The following is a 15,773-nucleotide window of genomic DNA, read 5'->3' as shown; positions in this document are numbered from 1 at the left end:
TGTCGCGTTTAGTTGGTCTTGGGAGCCGGTATTTCGGCAGGTGCCTTCACCTGGGTCATCAGATCGTCGTTCCACTTGCCTTCGACCTTGAAGTGCGCGGTGGCACCGAGGTCTGCGGCTTCGATCAGATTGTGCGTGACATAGGCGTAGATGCCGGGCTGCTGGAACTTGTACAGCGCAGCTCCTGCCGAGCCGCCGCGGATGAACCAGGTCTCGAGCCCGACCTCAGGTGCATTGCCGAACTTGCCGGTCTCCCAGACATAGTCGCCATGACCGCCGATCAGATGCGGACGGCTGTCGCGATTGGCCTGGGAATGCACGATCAGCACGTTCTCGCCGACATTGGCGGTCAGGGCGTTCTTGCCGGTGAGCGCGCCGGCCTTGCCGTTGAACACGACGTGGGTCGGGATCAGCTTCTTCATCACCTCTTCAGTGTCGGTGAAGGCTTCACCCGGCGAGTCGTAGGACTTGAAGTTGCCCTTCTCGTCGCGTGGCACGTACATGTCCTGCTCGCCGATGTAGTAGACCTTGTCGTACTTCAGCGCGTGGCCCTTGCCGTCGTTCAGGCCCTCGCGCGGCAGCACCATCACAGCGCCGTTCATGCCGGAGACGACGTGCCAGGGGATCATCGGGCCACCCGGGGCGCAGTGATAGACGAACACGCCGGTCTTGGTCGCCTTCCAGCGCAGCACGACCTGCTCGCCGGGATTGATCAGGGTGAGCGCGCCGCCGCCGAGCGCGCCGGTCGCGGAATGGAAGTCGATGTTGTGCGGCATGGTGTTGGTCGCGGGATTGACCAGCGTCGTCTCGACGTAGTCGCCCTCATGCACGACCATCAGCGGGCCCGGCATCGAGCCGTTGAAGGTCATCGCCTGGAAAGTGGTGCCCTTCTCGTCGATGACGACCTTCTTCTCCTCAATCGTGAGCTTGAACTCGATGATCTTGGGGCCTTGCTTGGTCGCCTGCTCATGCGCATGCACGAAGGGCGGAGCAACCAGCTCGACCTTCTGGCGCGGCAGCTTGAGATCGTCGGCAGCCAAGGCGGGGGTCGCCAGCATCAGAGCGGTCGCTGCGGCGCCGATCAATGCGACTCTGCGGGTGAACATCGTAAGCATCCTTCATCTGGAAAGGTTTTGATGACGGGATGCACTGTGCGCCAACCGTGGCAAGAGTGTTTGCGCTGCGACAAGGTTTTGCCGGATTCGGTTCCGCAACAGTACGTAGGTGTCTTAACGGAGCAGGATCGGTGACACCACGTTAACCGCATCCAATGGCGTGATGCGGATGTCGAGGCCGAGCGACCAGCGGCCGGACAGTGGTGCCGACATCCTGACTCGCCACTGATCATGACTGATGCGCTCGGCATTTGCGGTGATCGGCGCCACGCCATGCTCGGGATTGCCGAGCGTGACCGCAACCGCATCCGCACTCAGGGGCAGTTCGTTGGCATCTTCGAGCTGGATTGCGATCTCCACCGGGCCGGCGCGTCCGGGAGAGACCGTGACGTTGGCCATGGCCTTTTCAGCATGGAGATGCGTGAAGAAGCTTTCGTCTGCGTCGGATGTCGCCGCGGGTGGGACCGCCGTCGCCTGCTCCGCGCGATGCGCAGGCTCCGTCGCAGCAGTGCTCTGCGTGCTTGCGGGCGCCTGTGCGCCCATGGCCTGCACATCCAGCGTCACGTTCACGTCTCCGGCGCGCTCGAACGACAGCTTCACCGGCATCTGGTCGCCGGCATGCAGCGGCACGTCGAGGCCGATGAACATCAGGTGTCCGCCGCCGGGCGCCAGCGTGATGACTTGTCCGGGTGCGATGACAAGCCCCTTGTCGAGCGGGCGCATGGTCATGATGCCGTCGTTGACGGTCATCTCGTGGATCTCGGTTCGAAGCGCATGGATGGCCGATGCAGCCTGCAGCCGCTCCGGCGTGTTGCCCCTGTTCTCGATCGTCAGATAGCCGCCAGCGACCTTGGCTCCGCCGGGCGTTGCCCGGCTCCACGCCTTGGTGATGACGAGATCGCCGCTGGTCGTGTCGGCGGCGCGGGCAGGCGACCCGACAAGGCATGTCAGGATGACTGCGCAGGCGACCGCGCGCTTGGATGAGATCATGATCGGGGCCCTGGACAGGACGTGACTAGAAGAGATGTGTGGCAAGCCAGACCACCGCCCAGATCGCCAGCGACAGCACGGCGAGGACAGCGATGACGGCGGCCAGAGCGCGCGCGGTGCCGGCCGGAGCCGGTGCGACCGGGGCCGGCCGGAAGTCGTCGAAACGCGGGATATGGCCGCGGACGTCGAGCAGGGAGAAAATCAGTTCGAGGACGAGAAGCCTCATGGGCAAATGCTCCGGATGTCGTGCCAATTGCAATGATCATGGCCCGGAACCGGCCGCTGCGCTTTGCGCGAGCGCAACCTCCGGGGCGCGCCTCCTCCCGGGCCGACTTTGCGCGAGCGCAAGGTCGCCCCTTCGGATCCGGGTTAGTGGAGTGCATTCCGTGATTTGCCGTGACGTCTGTACACGGCCGAAATTTACGAATGGGTAAGATATGAGAGCTGATCTCGCGGCGAGCTACGGCGAAGAACGATTGCCACGCTATACGAGCTACCCGACCGCTCCGCATTTCTCAAAAGCGATCGGTCCGGACACCTACGGCCGGTGGCTGGCCGAGCTGCCGGCGAGCGCCAGCGCCTCGCTCTATCTCCACGTCCCGTTCTGCCGTGAGATGTGCTGGTATTGCGGTTGTCACACCCAGATCGTCCGCCGCGACGAGCTCATCGCCGGCTATCAGCGGACCCTGCGCAACGAGATCGTGCAGGTCGCCGAAACCATCGGCCGCCGCATCAAGGTGGAGCACATCCATTTCGGCGGGGGCACGCCAACGATCATGATGCCGGAGGCTTTCGCCGAGTTGATGGCGACGATGCGCCAGAAGTTCTTCGTGCTGCCTTCGGCCGAGGTCGCGGTCGAGATCGATCCCCGCACATTGACCGCCGACATGGTCGAGGCGATGCGGCTCTCCGGCGTCAACCGCGCGAGCCTTGGCGTGCAGAGCTTCGATCCCGTGGTGCAACGGGCGATCAATAGGGTGCAAAGCTTCGAGCAGACGGCGTCCGTAGTCGAGCAGCTTCGGCACGCCGGCATCGTCGGAATCAATTTTGACCTGATCTACGGCTTGCCGCACCAGACCGTCGCATCGTGCCTGGATACGGTTCGGCGCAGCCTCAGCCTCGCACCCGACCGCTTCTCCGTGTTCGGTTACGCCCATGTGCCCGAATTCAAGAAGCACCAGCGCATGATCAACGAGGGCGTGCTGCCTGACGGCCTCGCGCGCCACGACCAGGCCTGCGCGATCGCCAATGCGCTGAAGGAGGCGGGCTACGTGCAGATCGGGCTCGATCATTTCGCGCGGCCCGACGATTCCATGGCGGTGGCCTTCGAGGAGCGGACGTTGCGGCGCAACTTTCAGGGCTACACCACCGACAAGGGTGAAGTCCTGCTCGGTTTCGGCGCGAGCGCGATCGGCCATTTGCCGCAAGGTTACGTTCAGAACGAGGTGCAGATCGGCGCCTATGCGCAGAGCATCGCCGCCGGCCGTCCCGCCACCGCGAAGGGCTACGGGCTCACCGACGACGACCGGCTGCGCGCCGACATCATCGAACGCATCATGTGCGAGTTCAGCGCCGACCTCGGCGACATCTGCGCGCGCCATGGCGCCGAGGCCGGGGCGATGCTGAACTCGGCGGCGCGTTTGAAGCCGCTGATCTCCGACGGCGTCGTAAGGCTGGAGGGCAATCGCCTCGCAGTCGCAAAAGACTCGCGCTTCCTGGTCCGCAGCGTCGCCGCCGCGTTCGACGCGCATCTCAATCCTGCAAAGCAACTGCACAGCCGGGCTGTGTAACCCTCTCTCCGCCATTCCGGATTCGCGACTTGGTCGCACCTGGAATGACGATGGAGAGAAGCAGCGCCAGCTTGCGCTTCCACAAAGAAACTCCGCGCCCTTCCGCTATCGTCGTATCGGAACGGAGTTGTCCATGTCCTTTGGATCCGACGATCTGGTCGATGACATCATGCGCGCGGCGCCGCACACGATCCGCGTGTTTCTGGCCTTCAAACTGGCCTGTGTCGGTTGCCCGATCGCAACCTTCCACACGGTGGATGATGCCTGCCGCGAGCATGGCATCGACCGCGAAAAATTCCTCGCCGCGCTGGTTGATTGCGTGCCGGCGTGAAATGGTCTGGAATTCGCGCGGGCGCGCGCGGATTCTCGGGTGAGGGGCGGCTTTCGCCGTAAGCGGAAGCGCCCCACCCCTATCCTGGACGGAGGCGCCTTGGTGCGGCCGTCACACCGCCCCGCTGTCTGCGTTCCGTTCCGCCAACACGACGATCCCGTGCGGGTCGCGCAGGATGATGCGCTGGCGGCCGCTCTCGACGAGGCCTTGGCTCTCCCAGCCACTCAGGATGCGACTGACGGTGTGCAGCGTGGTGCCGGTCATCTGCGCGATGTCCTGGCGGCTGATCGGGAAATCGATCTCGATGCCGTGGTCGAGCTTCTTGCCGGATTGCTTGGCGAGGCGCAGCAGCGCATGCGCGACGCGCTGCTCGACCTGCTGCGTCGACATTTCCAGGATGCGGGTGTGGCTCTCCTGGAGGCGCGTGCCGACGGTCTGGAGCGTATTGGCGGCCAGCGAGGGAAATCGCTCGACCAGCCGCGGCCAGGCCGAGGTCGGCCAGATCAGCACGACGCTGTCGTCGACCGCGATCGCGGTCGCCGGATATCGCGCGGCCCCGATCGCCATGGCGAGCCCGAAGGTTTCGCCGGGCGCGACGTAGCGCACCACGATCTGCTCGCCGGTCGGCGTGGTCTTGGCCGCGCGAACGTGGCCGTGCAACAGCAGGAAAAAGGACTGTGCGTCCGCGCCCTGCTCGAAGATGGCGCTGTTCTTGGGATATCGCGCCGAACGGGCCTCGCGCAGGATCTCGTCCAGAGCTTCCGGCGTGACCCCGGCAAACAGCGGCAAATGCGCAACCAGCGATGTGTCGACCTTGGCCATTCTGCCTCCTTGGCACTGGGAGTGTGATGGCACCTGCAATCGTCCGACAGTTTGCGATAGCGCAAAACGGGACGGCGGGCTGGCAGTATTTTTCCAGGCAACGAACTGAGATTTATTGGAGTTGACCCCATGGCTGGCGCCCGATCCCGAAAATATGAGGGCTGGCCGCTGTTTGCGAACAGTTTTCGGCCGTTTTTCCTGCTCGCCGCGATCCAGGCGGGGCTGTCGATCCTGGCCTGGCTGCCGATGTTCTATGGCGAATTGTCGGTGAGTTCCGCCTTCGCGCCGCGCGACTGGCACGTCCACGAGATGCTCTATGGCTTCCTGCCGGCTGTCATCACCGGGTTCCTGTTCACGGCCATTCCGAACTGGACCGGCCGGCTGCCGATCCAAGGCACCTCGCTTGGGGCTCTGGTGATGGTCTGGCTTGCCGGGCGTGCGGTGGTCACGTTGTCGGCCGATACCGGCTGGGCGTTCGCGCTCGTCGTCGATGCGGCCTTCCTGGCGCTGGTCGTCGCCGCCGCGGCGCGCGAGATCGTCGCAGGCGGCAATTGGCGCAACCTTCCGGTGGTGGGGCTGGTGTCCGTTCTGCTCGCCGGCAACGTCGCTTTCCATCTCGAGGCGCATTACCAGGGCGCGGCCGATATCACCATCCGCGTCGGCATCGGCGTGGTCATGCTGCTGATCGCGCTGATCGGTGGACGCATCATTCCGAGCTTCACCCGCAACTGGCTGGTCAAGTTCAATCCCGGCCGCCTGCCGGTGCCGTTCGGACGCTTTGACGGCGCAGTGATCGGATGCAGCGCGCTCGCGCTCATCGTCTGGGTCGTCGCGCCGCTGAATGCCGTCACCGGTGTTTTGATGGCGCTGGTCGGCGGGCTGCATCTGCTGCGGCTTGCGCGCTGGGCCGGCGACCGAACCTTCCACGAGCGGCTGCTGGTGATCCTCCATATTGGTTATGTCTTCGTGCCGCTCGGCTTCATCCTGCACGCCATTGCAGTGTTCGGAGCGCTGCCGCCAAGCGCCGGCATCCACGCCTGGATGACGGGTGCCGCGGGAACCATGACGCTCGCCGTGATGACGCGCGCGAGCCTCGGCCATACCGGTCAGGCGCTAACCGCTTCGCCGGCGATCCAGGTCATCTATGCCGCGGTCGTCATCGCGGCTCTGGCCAGGGTCGCGGCGGTGGTATTTCCCGCGCAGAGCGAGGTGCTGCTGCACATCGCTGCCTGCGGTTGGCTCGTCGCATTCCCAGGATTTGCCGTCGCGTTCGGCCCGCTGCTCGCCGGCAGCCGGCGGCGTGCTCTCGCGATCATGGGCGTGCCTGCGCCGGCGCGTTGAGCTCAAGCTGCGGTCGCCGACGGCGTATCGGCCGGCGCTGCCGGAGGCCGCACGCCTTTGCGCCAGTCGGTGATGGTGCAGCCGAAGCGGCCGCGAAACCAGCGCGCCATGGCGCTCTGCGCGGAGAAGCCAAGCTGCACCGCGATGTCAGCCAGCGGTCGGTCGGGATCGTCAATCAACTGGATGACGAGATCGGCGCGTTGCGCATCCAGGATGGCCGAGAAGCTGGTGCCTGACGCTGCGAGATGGCGGTGGATGGTACGGCGGGTGCAGGCAAGATGCTCGGCGACGCGTTCGACGGTGCAGTCGCCGGTCGCGAGCAGGGTCCGCACGACCTCGTCGACCTTCCCTTCCCAGCTTGCCGGCCGGGTCTCGATGGCCTCGATCCGCTTGCGCAGATAAGCCGCGATCAGGGGATGCGCGCTCGGGATCCGGCGCTCCATGTCATGCGCCGACAGCAGGATCGCATCGTCCTCGGCGTTGAAAGTCACGCGGCAGCCGAAGAAATCGCGATAGCGCTTGCGGTCCTTCGGCGGCGGATAATGCAGATGCACCTCCTGCGGTCGCCAATCGTGGCCGTACAGCGACTGGATGATGCGGTGGATGCTGCCCAGCGCCATGTCGATCGACTGGCGCGGCGCCATCGGCCGACGGCCGCGCAGATGCAGCGTGACGGCCACGGTCTGCTTGCCGCGCGTGACGTCCAGCCGCATGCCCTCATGGTGGATATGGATGAAGCGCGAGAACGCTTCGATGGCTTCGCCGACGGTCGCCTGCTCGCGCACGATCAGGCCGACCGCGCCGAAATTGGTCAGGCCGCCGCGCTCGGCGAGACGCAAGCCGAAATCTTCGGCACCGGACGCCTTTGCCGACAATTCGAGCAGGCGGCGCAGGCCGGCGACGGCAATGGGGGTATCGGGTTTGTCGAGACAGGCCAGCGGCAGCCTGGCCTTGCGCATCATCTGTTTGGGATCGAGCCCCACCGACCGGGCGATTTCCGGGTAATAGCTCAAGCCTGCGCTGCGAACGAGGTCGGTCATGCGAACCGTTCCTGCCAGCCATTCCCGCAGATGTCCCGAAATGTAAAGTTTCTGTCTCGATCCGTCAAATCCGGGAACCGGGCGCCGCATACATAAGGGAAACCGAAGCACTGGCGTGAATGCCGTGCTCATGACGGCGCGGCGCGGCGATGGGGCCCGCCTTCCGTTTCGGACCATTTGACCAAGACATTGCTGGATCGGGCTTATGCCGGGAAACATGCTTTCCAAGGGTGAGGTATTCGTCATCGACACCGACGCTGCCTCCCGCGAACAACTTTCGACCGCGCTCCAACAGAGCGCCTATGACGTGATCTGCTTCGCCGACGGTGCGTCTCTGTTGTCCGAGGCGAAGGCGCGGATGCCGGCCTGCGTGCTGATGGAGCTGCCGCCGGATCGCTCCGGCCTCGACATGCTCAGGCGGCTGCGCGAGGAAAACTGCATGGCGCCGGTGCTGGTGACCTCGGCGAATGGCAGCATTGCCATGGCTGTCGACGCCATCAAGAGCGGCGCGACCGACTTCATCGAAAAGCCGTTCCGCACCCATGATCTCGTCGATCGGATCGATGCCGCCATCGACGAATTCGCCCAGCCCGGCACGAGCCGACAGGGCTGGCTTCCCGGTTGCGAGCCACTGACCGCGCGCGAAGTCGACGTGCTCGGGCACCTTGCCGCCGGCCTGACCAACAAGGAGATCGCCCGCCGCATGCATCTGAGCGCGCGGACGGTCGAAGGCTACCGCGCCGGCATTTTGAAGAAGGCCGGCGCGAAGAACGTGACCGATCTGCTCCGGCGCATCTTCGGCCAGGGCTCGCCGACCCAGGTGTGAGGATTGCCGCGGGACTGCAAGACGTTCCGCGGCCTTGTTGGCGAGGCATCTTTCGCGCGTCCGGCTGGCGACGCGTCGATATCGGCAGGGAGGAATTTCATGCGCATCACCGCAAAATGTCTGGCAACGACGAGCCTGGTCCTGGTGACCACGGCGCTCGCGGTGCCGTCATGGGCCGCCGAATTGGACACCAATTCGGCGATCGACACCGTCACCGTCTATCCCGATGGCGCGACCGTGACCCGGATCATTTCGCTGGACCTTGCTTCCGGTGACAGCACGCTGGTCGCCAGGGATTTTCCGCTCTCGCTCGATCCGTCCTCCCTCCGCGTCGAAGGCGAAGCAGGCGCCAAGCTCACCATCGGCACGATCGATGCGCGGCCACCGCGGACCACGCCGCCCGTCAACCTGTCCGAGCTCGACAAGCGCATCGAAGCGCTGAAGGATCAGCGGGCCGACCTGCAAGGCGCGATCGACTCGGCCAACGCAAGACGCAAATTCGCGCAGCACTTTGCCGAGGCCTCGCCCACAGGCCTCGGGGACAAGGGCGAGGCCCGGCCGATCACCGAATGGCGCACGGCCTTTGCTGCGGTCGGCGAGGAGATCGCGACCGCCGACACGGCGATCCGCGACGCCACGCGCAAGCAGCGCGAGATCGACCGCCAGATCGCACAGCTCGAGGCCGAGCGCTCGGCCAAGCCGCCGAGCAAGCTGGAAGTGCGGATCGACGTCGCCTCGGCCGCCGCGACCAAGGCGACGCTGCGGGTGACCTATGCCGTGCGCAACGCGCGCTGGGTGCCGCTCTACGACGCCCGGCTCGACACCGGCGCCAAGGACCGCAAGCCGCAGCTCGAACTCGTGCGTCGCGCCGAGATCACGCAGTCAACCGGCGAGGATTGGTCGAACGTCGCGCTCGGCGTCTCCACGGTGCGCATCGGCCGCGGCGGCAGCGCCCCGGAGCTGAGCTCGCTGGTGGCGCAATATCCGCAGCTGCCGAAGCCGCTGGCCCTCGGTACGGCATCGGACCTGGCGCGGCCTGCACCCATGACCCGCCAGGCACAATCGCCGGCGATGGCCAAGATCGCGGAGGCGGCCGAGCCGCGCGAACGCGCGGACGAGCAGCAGGCGGTCGCCGAGATCGGCGGCTTCCAAGCAACGTTCAAGATTCCCGGCCGCGTCAGCCTCGGCGCCCAGGAGGGAGCCAAGAGCATCCGTATCGCAGCCATGAGCGTGCCCGCCGACCTTGCGGTGCGCGCTGCGCCGGTGCTGGACCCGACCGCCTTCCTCGAAGCCAGCTTCAAGCAGAGCGACGACACGACGCTGCTGCCGGGAAAGGTCGCGATCTACCGCGACGGCGTCTTTGTCGGCCGCGGCAAGATCTCGGCTTCCGCCAAGGACGACATCGTGCGGCTCGGCTTCGGCGCCGACGACAAGGTGAAGATCGAGCGTGCCGTGCTCAAGCGTAACGAGGGCTCGGCAGGCCTGCTGGTCACGACGTCCAAGACCGACGAGCGTTCGTTCAAGACCACGATCCGCAACGGTCATGATTTCCCGATCAAGGTCGCGATCGAGGATCAGTTGCCGGTCAGCGAGAGCGAGGACATCGTTGTCGAAATGCTGCCCGCGACCACGCCGCCCACAGCAAAGGATATCCACGACAAGCGCGGCGTGCTGGAATGGTCGTTCGATGCCAAGCCGGGCGAGGTCCGCGACATCAATTTCGCCTGGCGGATCCGCTGGCCGAAGGACAAGAGCATGGTGATCGTTCCGGCGGGGTAGGCGGCACCCTTCACCTCGCCCCGCTTGCGGGGCGAGGGAGCGCACCTTCACCGCGGCGGCACCGCCGCCCGCATCGATTGCGGCAGCACGTACGGCACGCCGTCGGCCTGATGCACCACGGCGTCGATCTCGAAAATATCGCGGATGATCTCGCTCGTGACAATGTCCGCGCGCGGGCCATCGGCGGCGAGCTTGCCACCCGCCAGCACGACGAGCCGGTCGGCGAAGCGGATCGCGAGATTGAGGTCGTGCAGGATCGCGATCACAGCCGTGCCGCCGCCAGCGCGGCGGCGGGCGGCTTCGACCAGGTCGATCTGGTGACGCAGATCGAGGCTCGAGGTCGGCTCGTCCAGCAGCAGAAGTCCCGGGCCATGCTCGGCCTCGCCGCAGGCTAGCTGCACCAGCACGCGGGCGAAATGGGCGCGCTGCTGCTCGCCGCCCGATAGCGTCGGCAATTGCCGGTCGCGGAAATGCGCAAGGCCGACCTCGTCGAGGGCCGCATCGACGAGCCGGCCTGCGTCACGCGCGTTGCGCTCACCCGCGCCCATCAGCACGATCTCCTGGACGGTGAAGGGGAAGGTGACGCTGATGTGCTGGGACAACATCGTGCGGCGCGCGGCGAGCTCGCGCGGCGTGAAGCTGCTGATGTCGCGCTGCTTCAGGCGCACCTCGCCCGCGTTCGGCCGGAGATCACCGGAGAGCAGCCGCAGCAATGTCGATTTGCCGGCGCCGTTCGGGCCGATGATCGCGACCATCTCGCCGGCATTGACCTCAAGGCCGACGCCGTCGAGCAGCGTCGCGCGGCCGGCACGCTTGCTGAGGGACCGCGCCTCGATCACGGCACTCATAGCGAGGCGAGCCCGCGCTGGCGCAGCAGGATGAAGAGGAAGAGCGGCGCGCCGACGGCTGCGGTCAGGATGCCGATCGGCATCTCCGCCGGCGCCACGATCGTGCGCGCCAGCGTATCGGCGCCGACCATCAGGATCGCGCCTGATAGCACCGAGGCCGGCAACAGCAGGCGATGCGCGGGGCCAATGACGAGCCGGAGCAGATGCGGCACGACGATGCCGACGAAACCGATGACGCCGCTGATCGACACCGCGACGCCGGTCATGGCGGAGACCATGACGATCGAGATCCGCTTCAGGCGCTCGACATCGACACCGCCGTGAAAGGCGTCGGCCTCGCCGAGCACCAGGAGATCGAGGCCGCGTGTGATGAAGCTGCAGGCGCCGAGCCCGATGACGAGGACCGGCGCGAGCACGACCGCTTTGGTCCAGGTCACGCCGCTCATCGAGCCCAGCATCCAGAACGTGATGTCGCGAAGCTGGCGGTCATCGGCGATGAAGACCAGAAGCCCGATGCCGGCATTGGCGATGGCAGTGATGGCGACGCCGGCGAGCAGGAAGATCGCGATCGAGGTGCGCCCCGAGCGGCTCGAGATCCCGTAGAGGAGGGCGGTCGTGGCCAGCGATCCCGCGCATGCCGCGAGCGGCAGCAGTTCGGTCTGCAGGAAGCGCAGCGACTCGCCGAAGCGCGAATCGGTGAAGACGATCGCGCTTGCGGCTGCGAGCGCGCCGCCACTGGAGACGCCGACCAGCGCGGGATCGGCAAGGGGATTGCGAAACAGGCCTTGCATGATCGCGCCAGCCGCCGCGAGCAGGCCGCCGATCATCGCGGCCGCCGCGATCCGGGGCACGCGGATCGACCACAGCACGAGCTGGTCGCGGGCTGTCATGGCCGTGCTTTCGGCTGATATTCCGAGTGCGGCGGGCAGGCGGAAGAGGGGGATGCCGGCGGCGCCGACGGTCAGCGCGACGATCGCGGTGACCGCGAGCACCGCGACCAGGAGCGGGATCGCGAGCGATGCGGACCATCGCCTGGCGCTGGCGCTGCGTTCCGGGCTGCGCGCTCCAGTTCCGATCGCCACGCTCATTGCCGGCAATTTGCCGCCGACAAGGCCGACGTGAACCCATCGCTCCCTTCAGCCAAAGCCGGATAAAGCCTTGCGGAAAGATCGCGCGCCGCCGCGGCCGTGCGCGGCCCGAAGCCGAGCAGATAGAGCCCGTCCATGGTGATGAAGCTCTTGTTCGTCGCGACCGGCGTCAGTGCAAAGCCGGGGTGGGCATAGATCGCCTCGGCAGGAAGCGAGTCCTTGCCGCGTTCGATCGACAGCGCGACGTCGGGTCTTGCCGCTGCGATCGCCTCGTCGCCGATGATCTTGTAGCCGTCGAAATCGTCAATGGCGTTGGCGGCGCCGGCGAGCCGAATGATCTCCTCGGCCGCCGTCTCGCGACCGGCCACCAGCGCTCGCCCGTTCTGCAGCGACATCACGAACATCACGCGCACCGGCTTGGTCACCCTGGCACGCAGGACGCGGAGCTGCGCAAGATCGGCGCTGACCGCGGCGCTCAGGCACGCGGCGCGCGCGTCGACGCCCATGGCGTGACCGACCAGTTTTATCTTCTCGATCAGGCCGGCTTCGGTGAAGGTGTCGGGCACCAGCACCAACGGCACTTTCGCCGCTTCCAGGATGTCCATGGTCTCGCGCGGGCCCGAGCCCTGGATCGCGAGGATCAGGGTGGGATTGAGCCCCAGCACGCCTTCGGCGGAGATCTGGCGCATATAGCCGACATTGGGTTTGTCGTGCAGCGCCGCCGCCGGATAAAGGCTCGTGGTGTCGACGCCGACCAGCCGGCTCTCGAGCCCGAGCGCGTAAAGGATTTCGGTGATGGCGCCGCCGATCGAGACCGTGCGCGCGAAGTCGGCGACGGTGACCTCGCGATTACGCGCGTCATGCACGGTGATGCCGGCGGCGTGCGCGGCCGGCGCCAGCACGATTGTGATGGAGAGCAGGAGACTGGCGAAGGTGCGACAAAATGCCATTGCGGGTTACTTCGTCAGGATCAGCTTGTTCTGCGAGGTCAGGCGAAGCCGGTAGCTGTCTTCGCCATGCGCAATGATGATCTCGCGGGCGGCTGCGAACAGCTCGCGGCTGTCGATCCGGCTTCCACGCATGGTCAAGGTTCTCGTTGTCGCAGGAGAGCTTCCTGCCGATCCCGCCGCGTCGCCGTCGTTGTCTGCGGACGTTGCTGACATGTGAAATGTGATGCGCCTTCGAAATCCTTGGAGTGCTGCTTGTTTGTATAAGCGGCACGGGGTGCATTCCAACGGCTGCAATTTACAATCGATATAAACTGCAACCTGATGTCATTGACCGTCAGAGTGTTGCCACGTAACCAATTATGGCAACGGGGAACATGCCCGCGACTTGAGACATCAGCCAGCCAGTCGTTCGCGTTGCGAGCGCACGCCAGCCAGAAGACTCCAAAAACTAGAGTGAAGTGCAGGCTGGGGCTGATATGGCTGACGGGGCTAGGTATTCGCGCGCCCTGATTTTGGGCGCGTCGGTGGTTTCAATCGCGGCAATGATGACGGAGAGTGGTCTCGCGCAGACTGCATCGCCGCTAGCCGAAAACGCGTCCTCTGAGCGGCCCAAGCAGGCCGGGCGCAAGCCGCCCAAGCCACAAATGGCGCAGCAGGCAACGCCTGAGGCGCTGAACGCCAGAGCGCAGTCCGGCGCTGCGCCGATGCAGACGCTCGACACCATCACGGTCGCAGCGACGAAGACCAGGGAGCGCGCGATCGACTCGCTCGCGCCCGTCAGCTCCGTGTCGCTCGAGCAGATCCAGGGCCTTCAACCAAACCGGCTGTCGGATGTGCTCTACGCCGTTCCCGGCGTGTCATTCCAGGAGCGCGGCGATGATCCCGCGACCGTCGTCAACATCCGCGGCTTGCAGGAGTTCGGCCGCGTTGCGGTGGTCGTCGACGGGGCGCGCCAGAACTACCAGCGCACCGGCCACAATGCGAGCGGCTCCTTCTTCCTTGATCCCGAGCTGGTCGGGGGTATCGATGTCGTGCGCGGTCCGACTGCCAATATCTATGGCTCCGGCGCGATCGGCGGCCTCGTCTCATTTCGCACCAAGGACATCGAGGACGTGCTGCGCCCCGGCGAGCGCTGGGGCGTCGATCTCTCCGGCTCCTATGGCTCCAACAACAATCGCGGCCTTGGCTCGGTGTTCGGCGGCGTCCGCGCCACGCCCGACGTCGATATCTTCGGCGGGGCGGTCTACCGTACGCAAGGCAATTACAAGGACGGCAACGGCACCGAGATCGGCAACACAGGCAACCAGGTCGAGAGCGGCCTGATGAAGCTCACGGTCCGTCCCGCGCTCGGCCATGAGGTCAAGTTCGGCGCGATGTTCCAGGACTACCAATATGATATCGGCCAGTTCAACAGGGGCCCGACGACGACACCCGCGTTGATTGCGTTGAATCGCGGTTCGTCGGTTTATGCATCCGATGCCAAGAACTACACCGGCACAATCACCTGGAATTATGCGTTGCCGAGCGACAATCTGTTTGACTGGCACATGTCGGTCTACGGCAATCGCACCGACAACGACCAGACCAAGACCTATCATTACGGCACCACGCCGTCGGCCTATTGCAACGGCGGCTTCGGCAACAACGTTTCGGGCTGTGTTGGCGACAAGCGCGGCTATGTCCTCAATACCTACGGCATCGACGCCAACAACACCACGCGCTTCAACGTCGGCGACTGGCGTAATGCGCTCACCGTGGGCTTCGACGCGTTCCAGGACGACGTGATCACGACCGACAGCCGCGGCAATTCCAACATCACGACGCCGAGCGGCATCCGTACCGTGTCGGGTGGTTTCCTGCAGTTGAAGCAGAACTACAGCACCTGGTTCGAGGCGGTGAGCGCGATCCGCTACGACCGCTACGATCTGGAATCGGGCAGGACCAATGGCAGCGGCGACCGCTTCTCGCCGAAGATCACCCTCGGCGTCACGCCGGTTCCGGGCTTCCAGCCCTATGTGAGCTACGCCGAAGGCTATCGCGCCCCATCGATCACCGAGACGGTGATTTCCGGCGCGCACGCGACCGGTGGCGGCCCGGCATTCTTTGTCTGCCCCAACGGGACCGGCGGCATCTTCTGCTTCCTGCCTAACCCGAGCCTTCGTCCCGAAGTCGGCAAGAACAAGGAAGTCGGCATCAACCTGAAATACGACAACATCTTCACTGCGTCCGACTCGTTCCGCGGCAAGATCAATCTGTTCCGGAACGACGTCAGCGATTATATCGACCTCGTTCCGTTCGGGTTCGTCACCTTCCCGGGCGTTGGCTCGTTCGCTCAGTTCTACCAGTACCAGAACATCGCGCAGGCCCGCATCCAGGGTTTCGAAGTGGAGACCATGTACGATGCCGGCGACTGGTTCGTCGGCGTCGCCGGCCACTACATCCAGGGCAAGAACGCCGTCACCAATGTCGGGCTTGCGACCATCACCCCGCGCAAGGTCGTCACGACAGGTGGTGTCCGCCTGCTCGACCGCACGCTGATTCTGTCGGCGCAGTGGGCCTCGTTCGGCGCCAACAACGATGTCCCCGCCGGTTATCTGCCGGCGACCGGCTACGAGCTTGTCAATCTGTACATGACGTACAACGCGACCAAGGACATCGTGTTCTCGGCCTCGATCGACAATCTCTTGAACCAGTACTACCGGCCTTACGCCATTCCCGGCACGTCGACCGACGGCACCACGCAGAACGACGTGCTGTGGTCGAGCCCGGGACCGGGTCGGGTCTACAAGGCCGGCATGAAGATTCACTTTGGAGGTGCGTAACGCACACAGCAACACCACAAACCTCCGCCGG

General features: G+C 65.3%; 15 protein-coding genes. 6 read left to right on the top strand and 9 right to left on the bottom strand.

Annotated features, from left to right (window positions below):
- Window positions 1-8: 8 nt before the first annotated feature.
- The 3 genes from nirK to AC0WRY_RS29685 all read right to left on the bottom strand — a co-directional run bounded on the left by nirK (window position 9) and on the right by AC0WRY_RS29685 (window position 2,331).
- Entirely contained in the window at window positions 9-1,106 is a 1,098-nt protein-coding gene (gene nirK, locus AC0WRY_RS29695) for a copper-containing nitrite reductase (RefSeq protein ID WP_491122145.1), read from the bottom strand.
- A gap of 123 nt (window positions 1,107-1,229) precedes the next feature.
- Window positions 1,230-2,105 carry a copper chaperone PCu(A)C gene (locus AC0WRY_RS29690; RefSeq protein WP_491122144.1) on the bottom strand — a complete coding sequence of 292 codons (876 nt, stop codon included), beginning with the start codon at window positions 2,103-2,105 and terminating at the stop codon, window positions 1,230-1,232.
- A 25-nt stretch (window positions 2,106-2,130) separates the two neighbouring features.
- Window positions 2,131-2,331 carry a hypothetical protein gene (locus AC0WRY_RS29685; RefSeq protein ID WP_259216432.1) on the bottom strand — a complete coding sequence of 67 codons (201 nt, stop codon included), beginning with the start codon at window positions 2,329-2,331 and terminating at the stop codon, window positions 2,131-2,133.
- 211 nt (window positions 2,332-2,542) lie between these two features.
- Here AC0WRY_RS29685 and hemN point away from each other — a divergent pair, with 211 nt between their 5' ends.
- Entirely contained in the window at window positions 2,543-3,895 is a 1,353-nt protein-coding gene (gene hemN, locus AC0WRY_RS29680) for an oxygen-independent coproporphyrinogen III oxidase (RefSeq protein WP_491122143.1), read from the top strand.
- Window positions 3,896-4,028: 133 nt separating this feature from the next.
- The gene (locus AC0WRY_RS29675) at window positions 4,029-4,226 is read left to right on the top strand and encodes a DUF1858 domain-containing protein (RefSeq protein ID WP_491122142.1); all 198 of its coding nucleotides are present in this window, start codon (window positions 4,029-4,031) and stop codon (window positions 4,224-4,226) included.
- Window positions 4,227-4,337: 111 nt separating this feature from the next.
- On the opposite strand, the gene AC0WRY_RS29670 is transcribed toward AC0WRY_RS29675, so the two are convergent.
- On the bottom strand, window positions 4,338-5,048 hold the full coding sequence (locus AC0WRY_RS29670) for a Crp/Fnr family transcriptional regulator (protein WP_194404286.1): 711 nt from the start codon (window positions 5,046-5,048) through the stop codon (window positions 4,338-4,340).
- Between the two features lie 129 nt (window positions 5,049-5,177).
- Here AC0WRY_RS29670 and AC0WRY_RS29665 point away from each other — a divergent pair, with 129 nt between their 5' ends.
- Window positions 5,178-6,389 (top strand): NnrS family protein, encoded by a 1,212-nt coding sequence (locus AC0WRY_RS29665; RefSeq protein ID WP_491122141.1) that lies wholly within the window; start codon window positions 5,178-5,180, stop codon window positions 6,387-6,389.
- 2 nt (window positions 6,390-6,391) lie between these two features.
- Here AC0WRY_RS29665 and AC0WRY_RS29660 read toward each other — a convergent pair whose 3' ends face one another.
- The gene (locus AC0WRY_RS29660; protein ID WP_491123513.1) at window positions 6,392-7,429 is read right to left on the bottom strand and encodes an AraC family transcriptional regulator; all 1,038 of its coding nucleotides are present in this window, start codon (window positions 7,427-7,429) and stop codon (window positions 6,392-6,394) included.
- 205 nt (window positions 7,430-7,634) lie between these two features.
- On the opposite strand from AC0WRY_RS29660, the gene AC0WRY_RS29655 reads away from it, so the two are divergent.
- Together AC0WRY_RS29655 and AC0WRY_RS29650 are read left to right on the top strand one after the other, a co-directional pair.
- The gene (locus AC0WRY_RS29655; protein ID WP_194404284.1) at window positions 7,635-8,255 is read left to right on the top strand and encodes a response regulator transcription factor; all 621 of its coding nucleotides are present in this window, start codon (window positions 7,635-7,637) and stop codon (window positions 8,253-8,255) included.
- Window positions 8,256-8,354: 99 nt separating this feature from the next.
- A complete protein-coding gene (locus AC0WRY_RS29650) occupies window positions 8,355-10,034 on the top strand; it encodes a mucoidy inhibitor MuiA family protein (RefSeq protein ID WP_491122140.1) in 1,680 nt (559 codons plus the stop codon).
- Window positions 10,035-10,081: 47 nt separating this feature from the next.
- On the opposite strand, the gene AC0WRY_RS29645 is transcribed toward AC0WRY_RS29650, so the two are convergent.
- Genes AC0WRY_RS29645 through AC0WRY_RS29630 form a run of 4 tightly spaced genes read right to left on the bottom strand, consistent with a single transcriptional unit; the run spans window position 10,082 to window position 13,133 of the window.
- Window positions 10,082-10,882, bottom strand: coding sequence for a heme ABC transporter ATP-binding protein (locus AC0WRY_RS29645; RefSeq protein WP_491122139.1), 801 nt, complete (start codon window positions 10,880-10,882; stop codon window positions 10,082-10,084).
- Window positions 10,879-11,970, bottom strand: coding sequence for a FecCD family ABC transporter permease (locus AC0WRY_RS29640; RefSeq protein WP_491122138.1), 1,092 nt, complete (start codon window positions 11,968-11,970; stop codon window positions 10,879-10,881). Before AC0WRY_RS29640 ends, AC0WRY_RS29645 begins: the two co-directional genes overlap by 4 nt.
- The gene (locus tag AC0WRY_RS29635) at window positions 11,967-12,920 is read right to left on the bottom strand and encodes a heme/hemin ABC transporter substrate-binding protein (protein ID WP_212067365.1); all 954 of its coding nucleotides are present in this window, start codon (window positions 12,918-12,920) and stop codon (window positions 11,967-11,969) included. Before AC0WRY_RS29635 ends, AC0WRY_RS29640 begins: the two co-directional genes overlap by 4 nt.
- A 6-nt stretch (window positions 12,921-12,926) precedes the next feature.
- The gene (locus AC0WRY_RS29630) at window positions 12,927-13,133 is read right to left on the bottom strand and encodes a hemin uptake protein HemP (protein WP_491122137.1); all 207 of its coding nucleotides are present in this window, start codon (window positions 13,131-13,133) and stop codon (window positions 12,927-12,929) included.
- A gap of 263 nt (window positions 13,134-13,396) precedes the next feature.
- Between AC0WRY_RS29630 and AC0WRY_RS29625 the strand changes: the two genes are divergently transcribed.
- A complete protein-coding gene (locus tag AC0WRY_RS29625; protein ID WP_491122136.1) occupies window positions 13,397-15,742 on the top strand; it encodes a TonB-dependent hemoglobin/transferrin/lactoferrin family receptor in 2,346 nt (781 codons plus the stop codon).
- Window positions 15,743-15,773: the final 31 nt, after the last annotated feature.

It is taken from the genome of Bradyrhizobium sp. T-12 (genome assembly GCF_058314695.1).
Note: the sequence above shows the minus strand (reverse complement) of the source record. Positions and strands in the feature narration are given on the sequence as shown.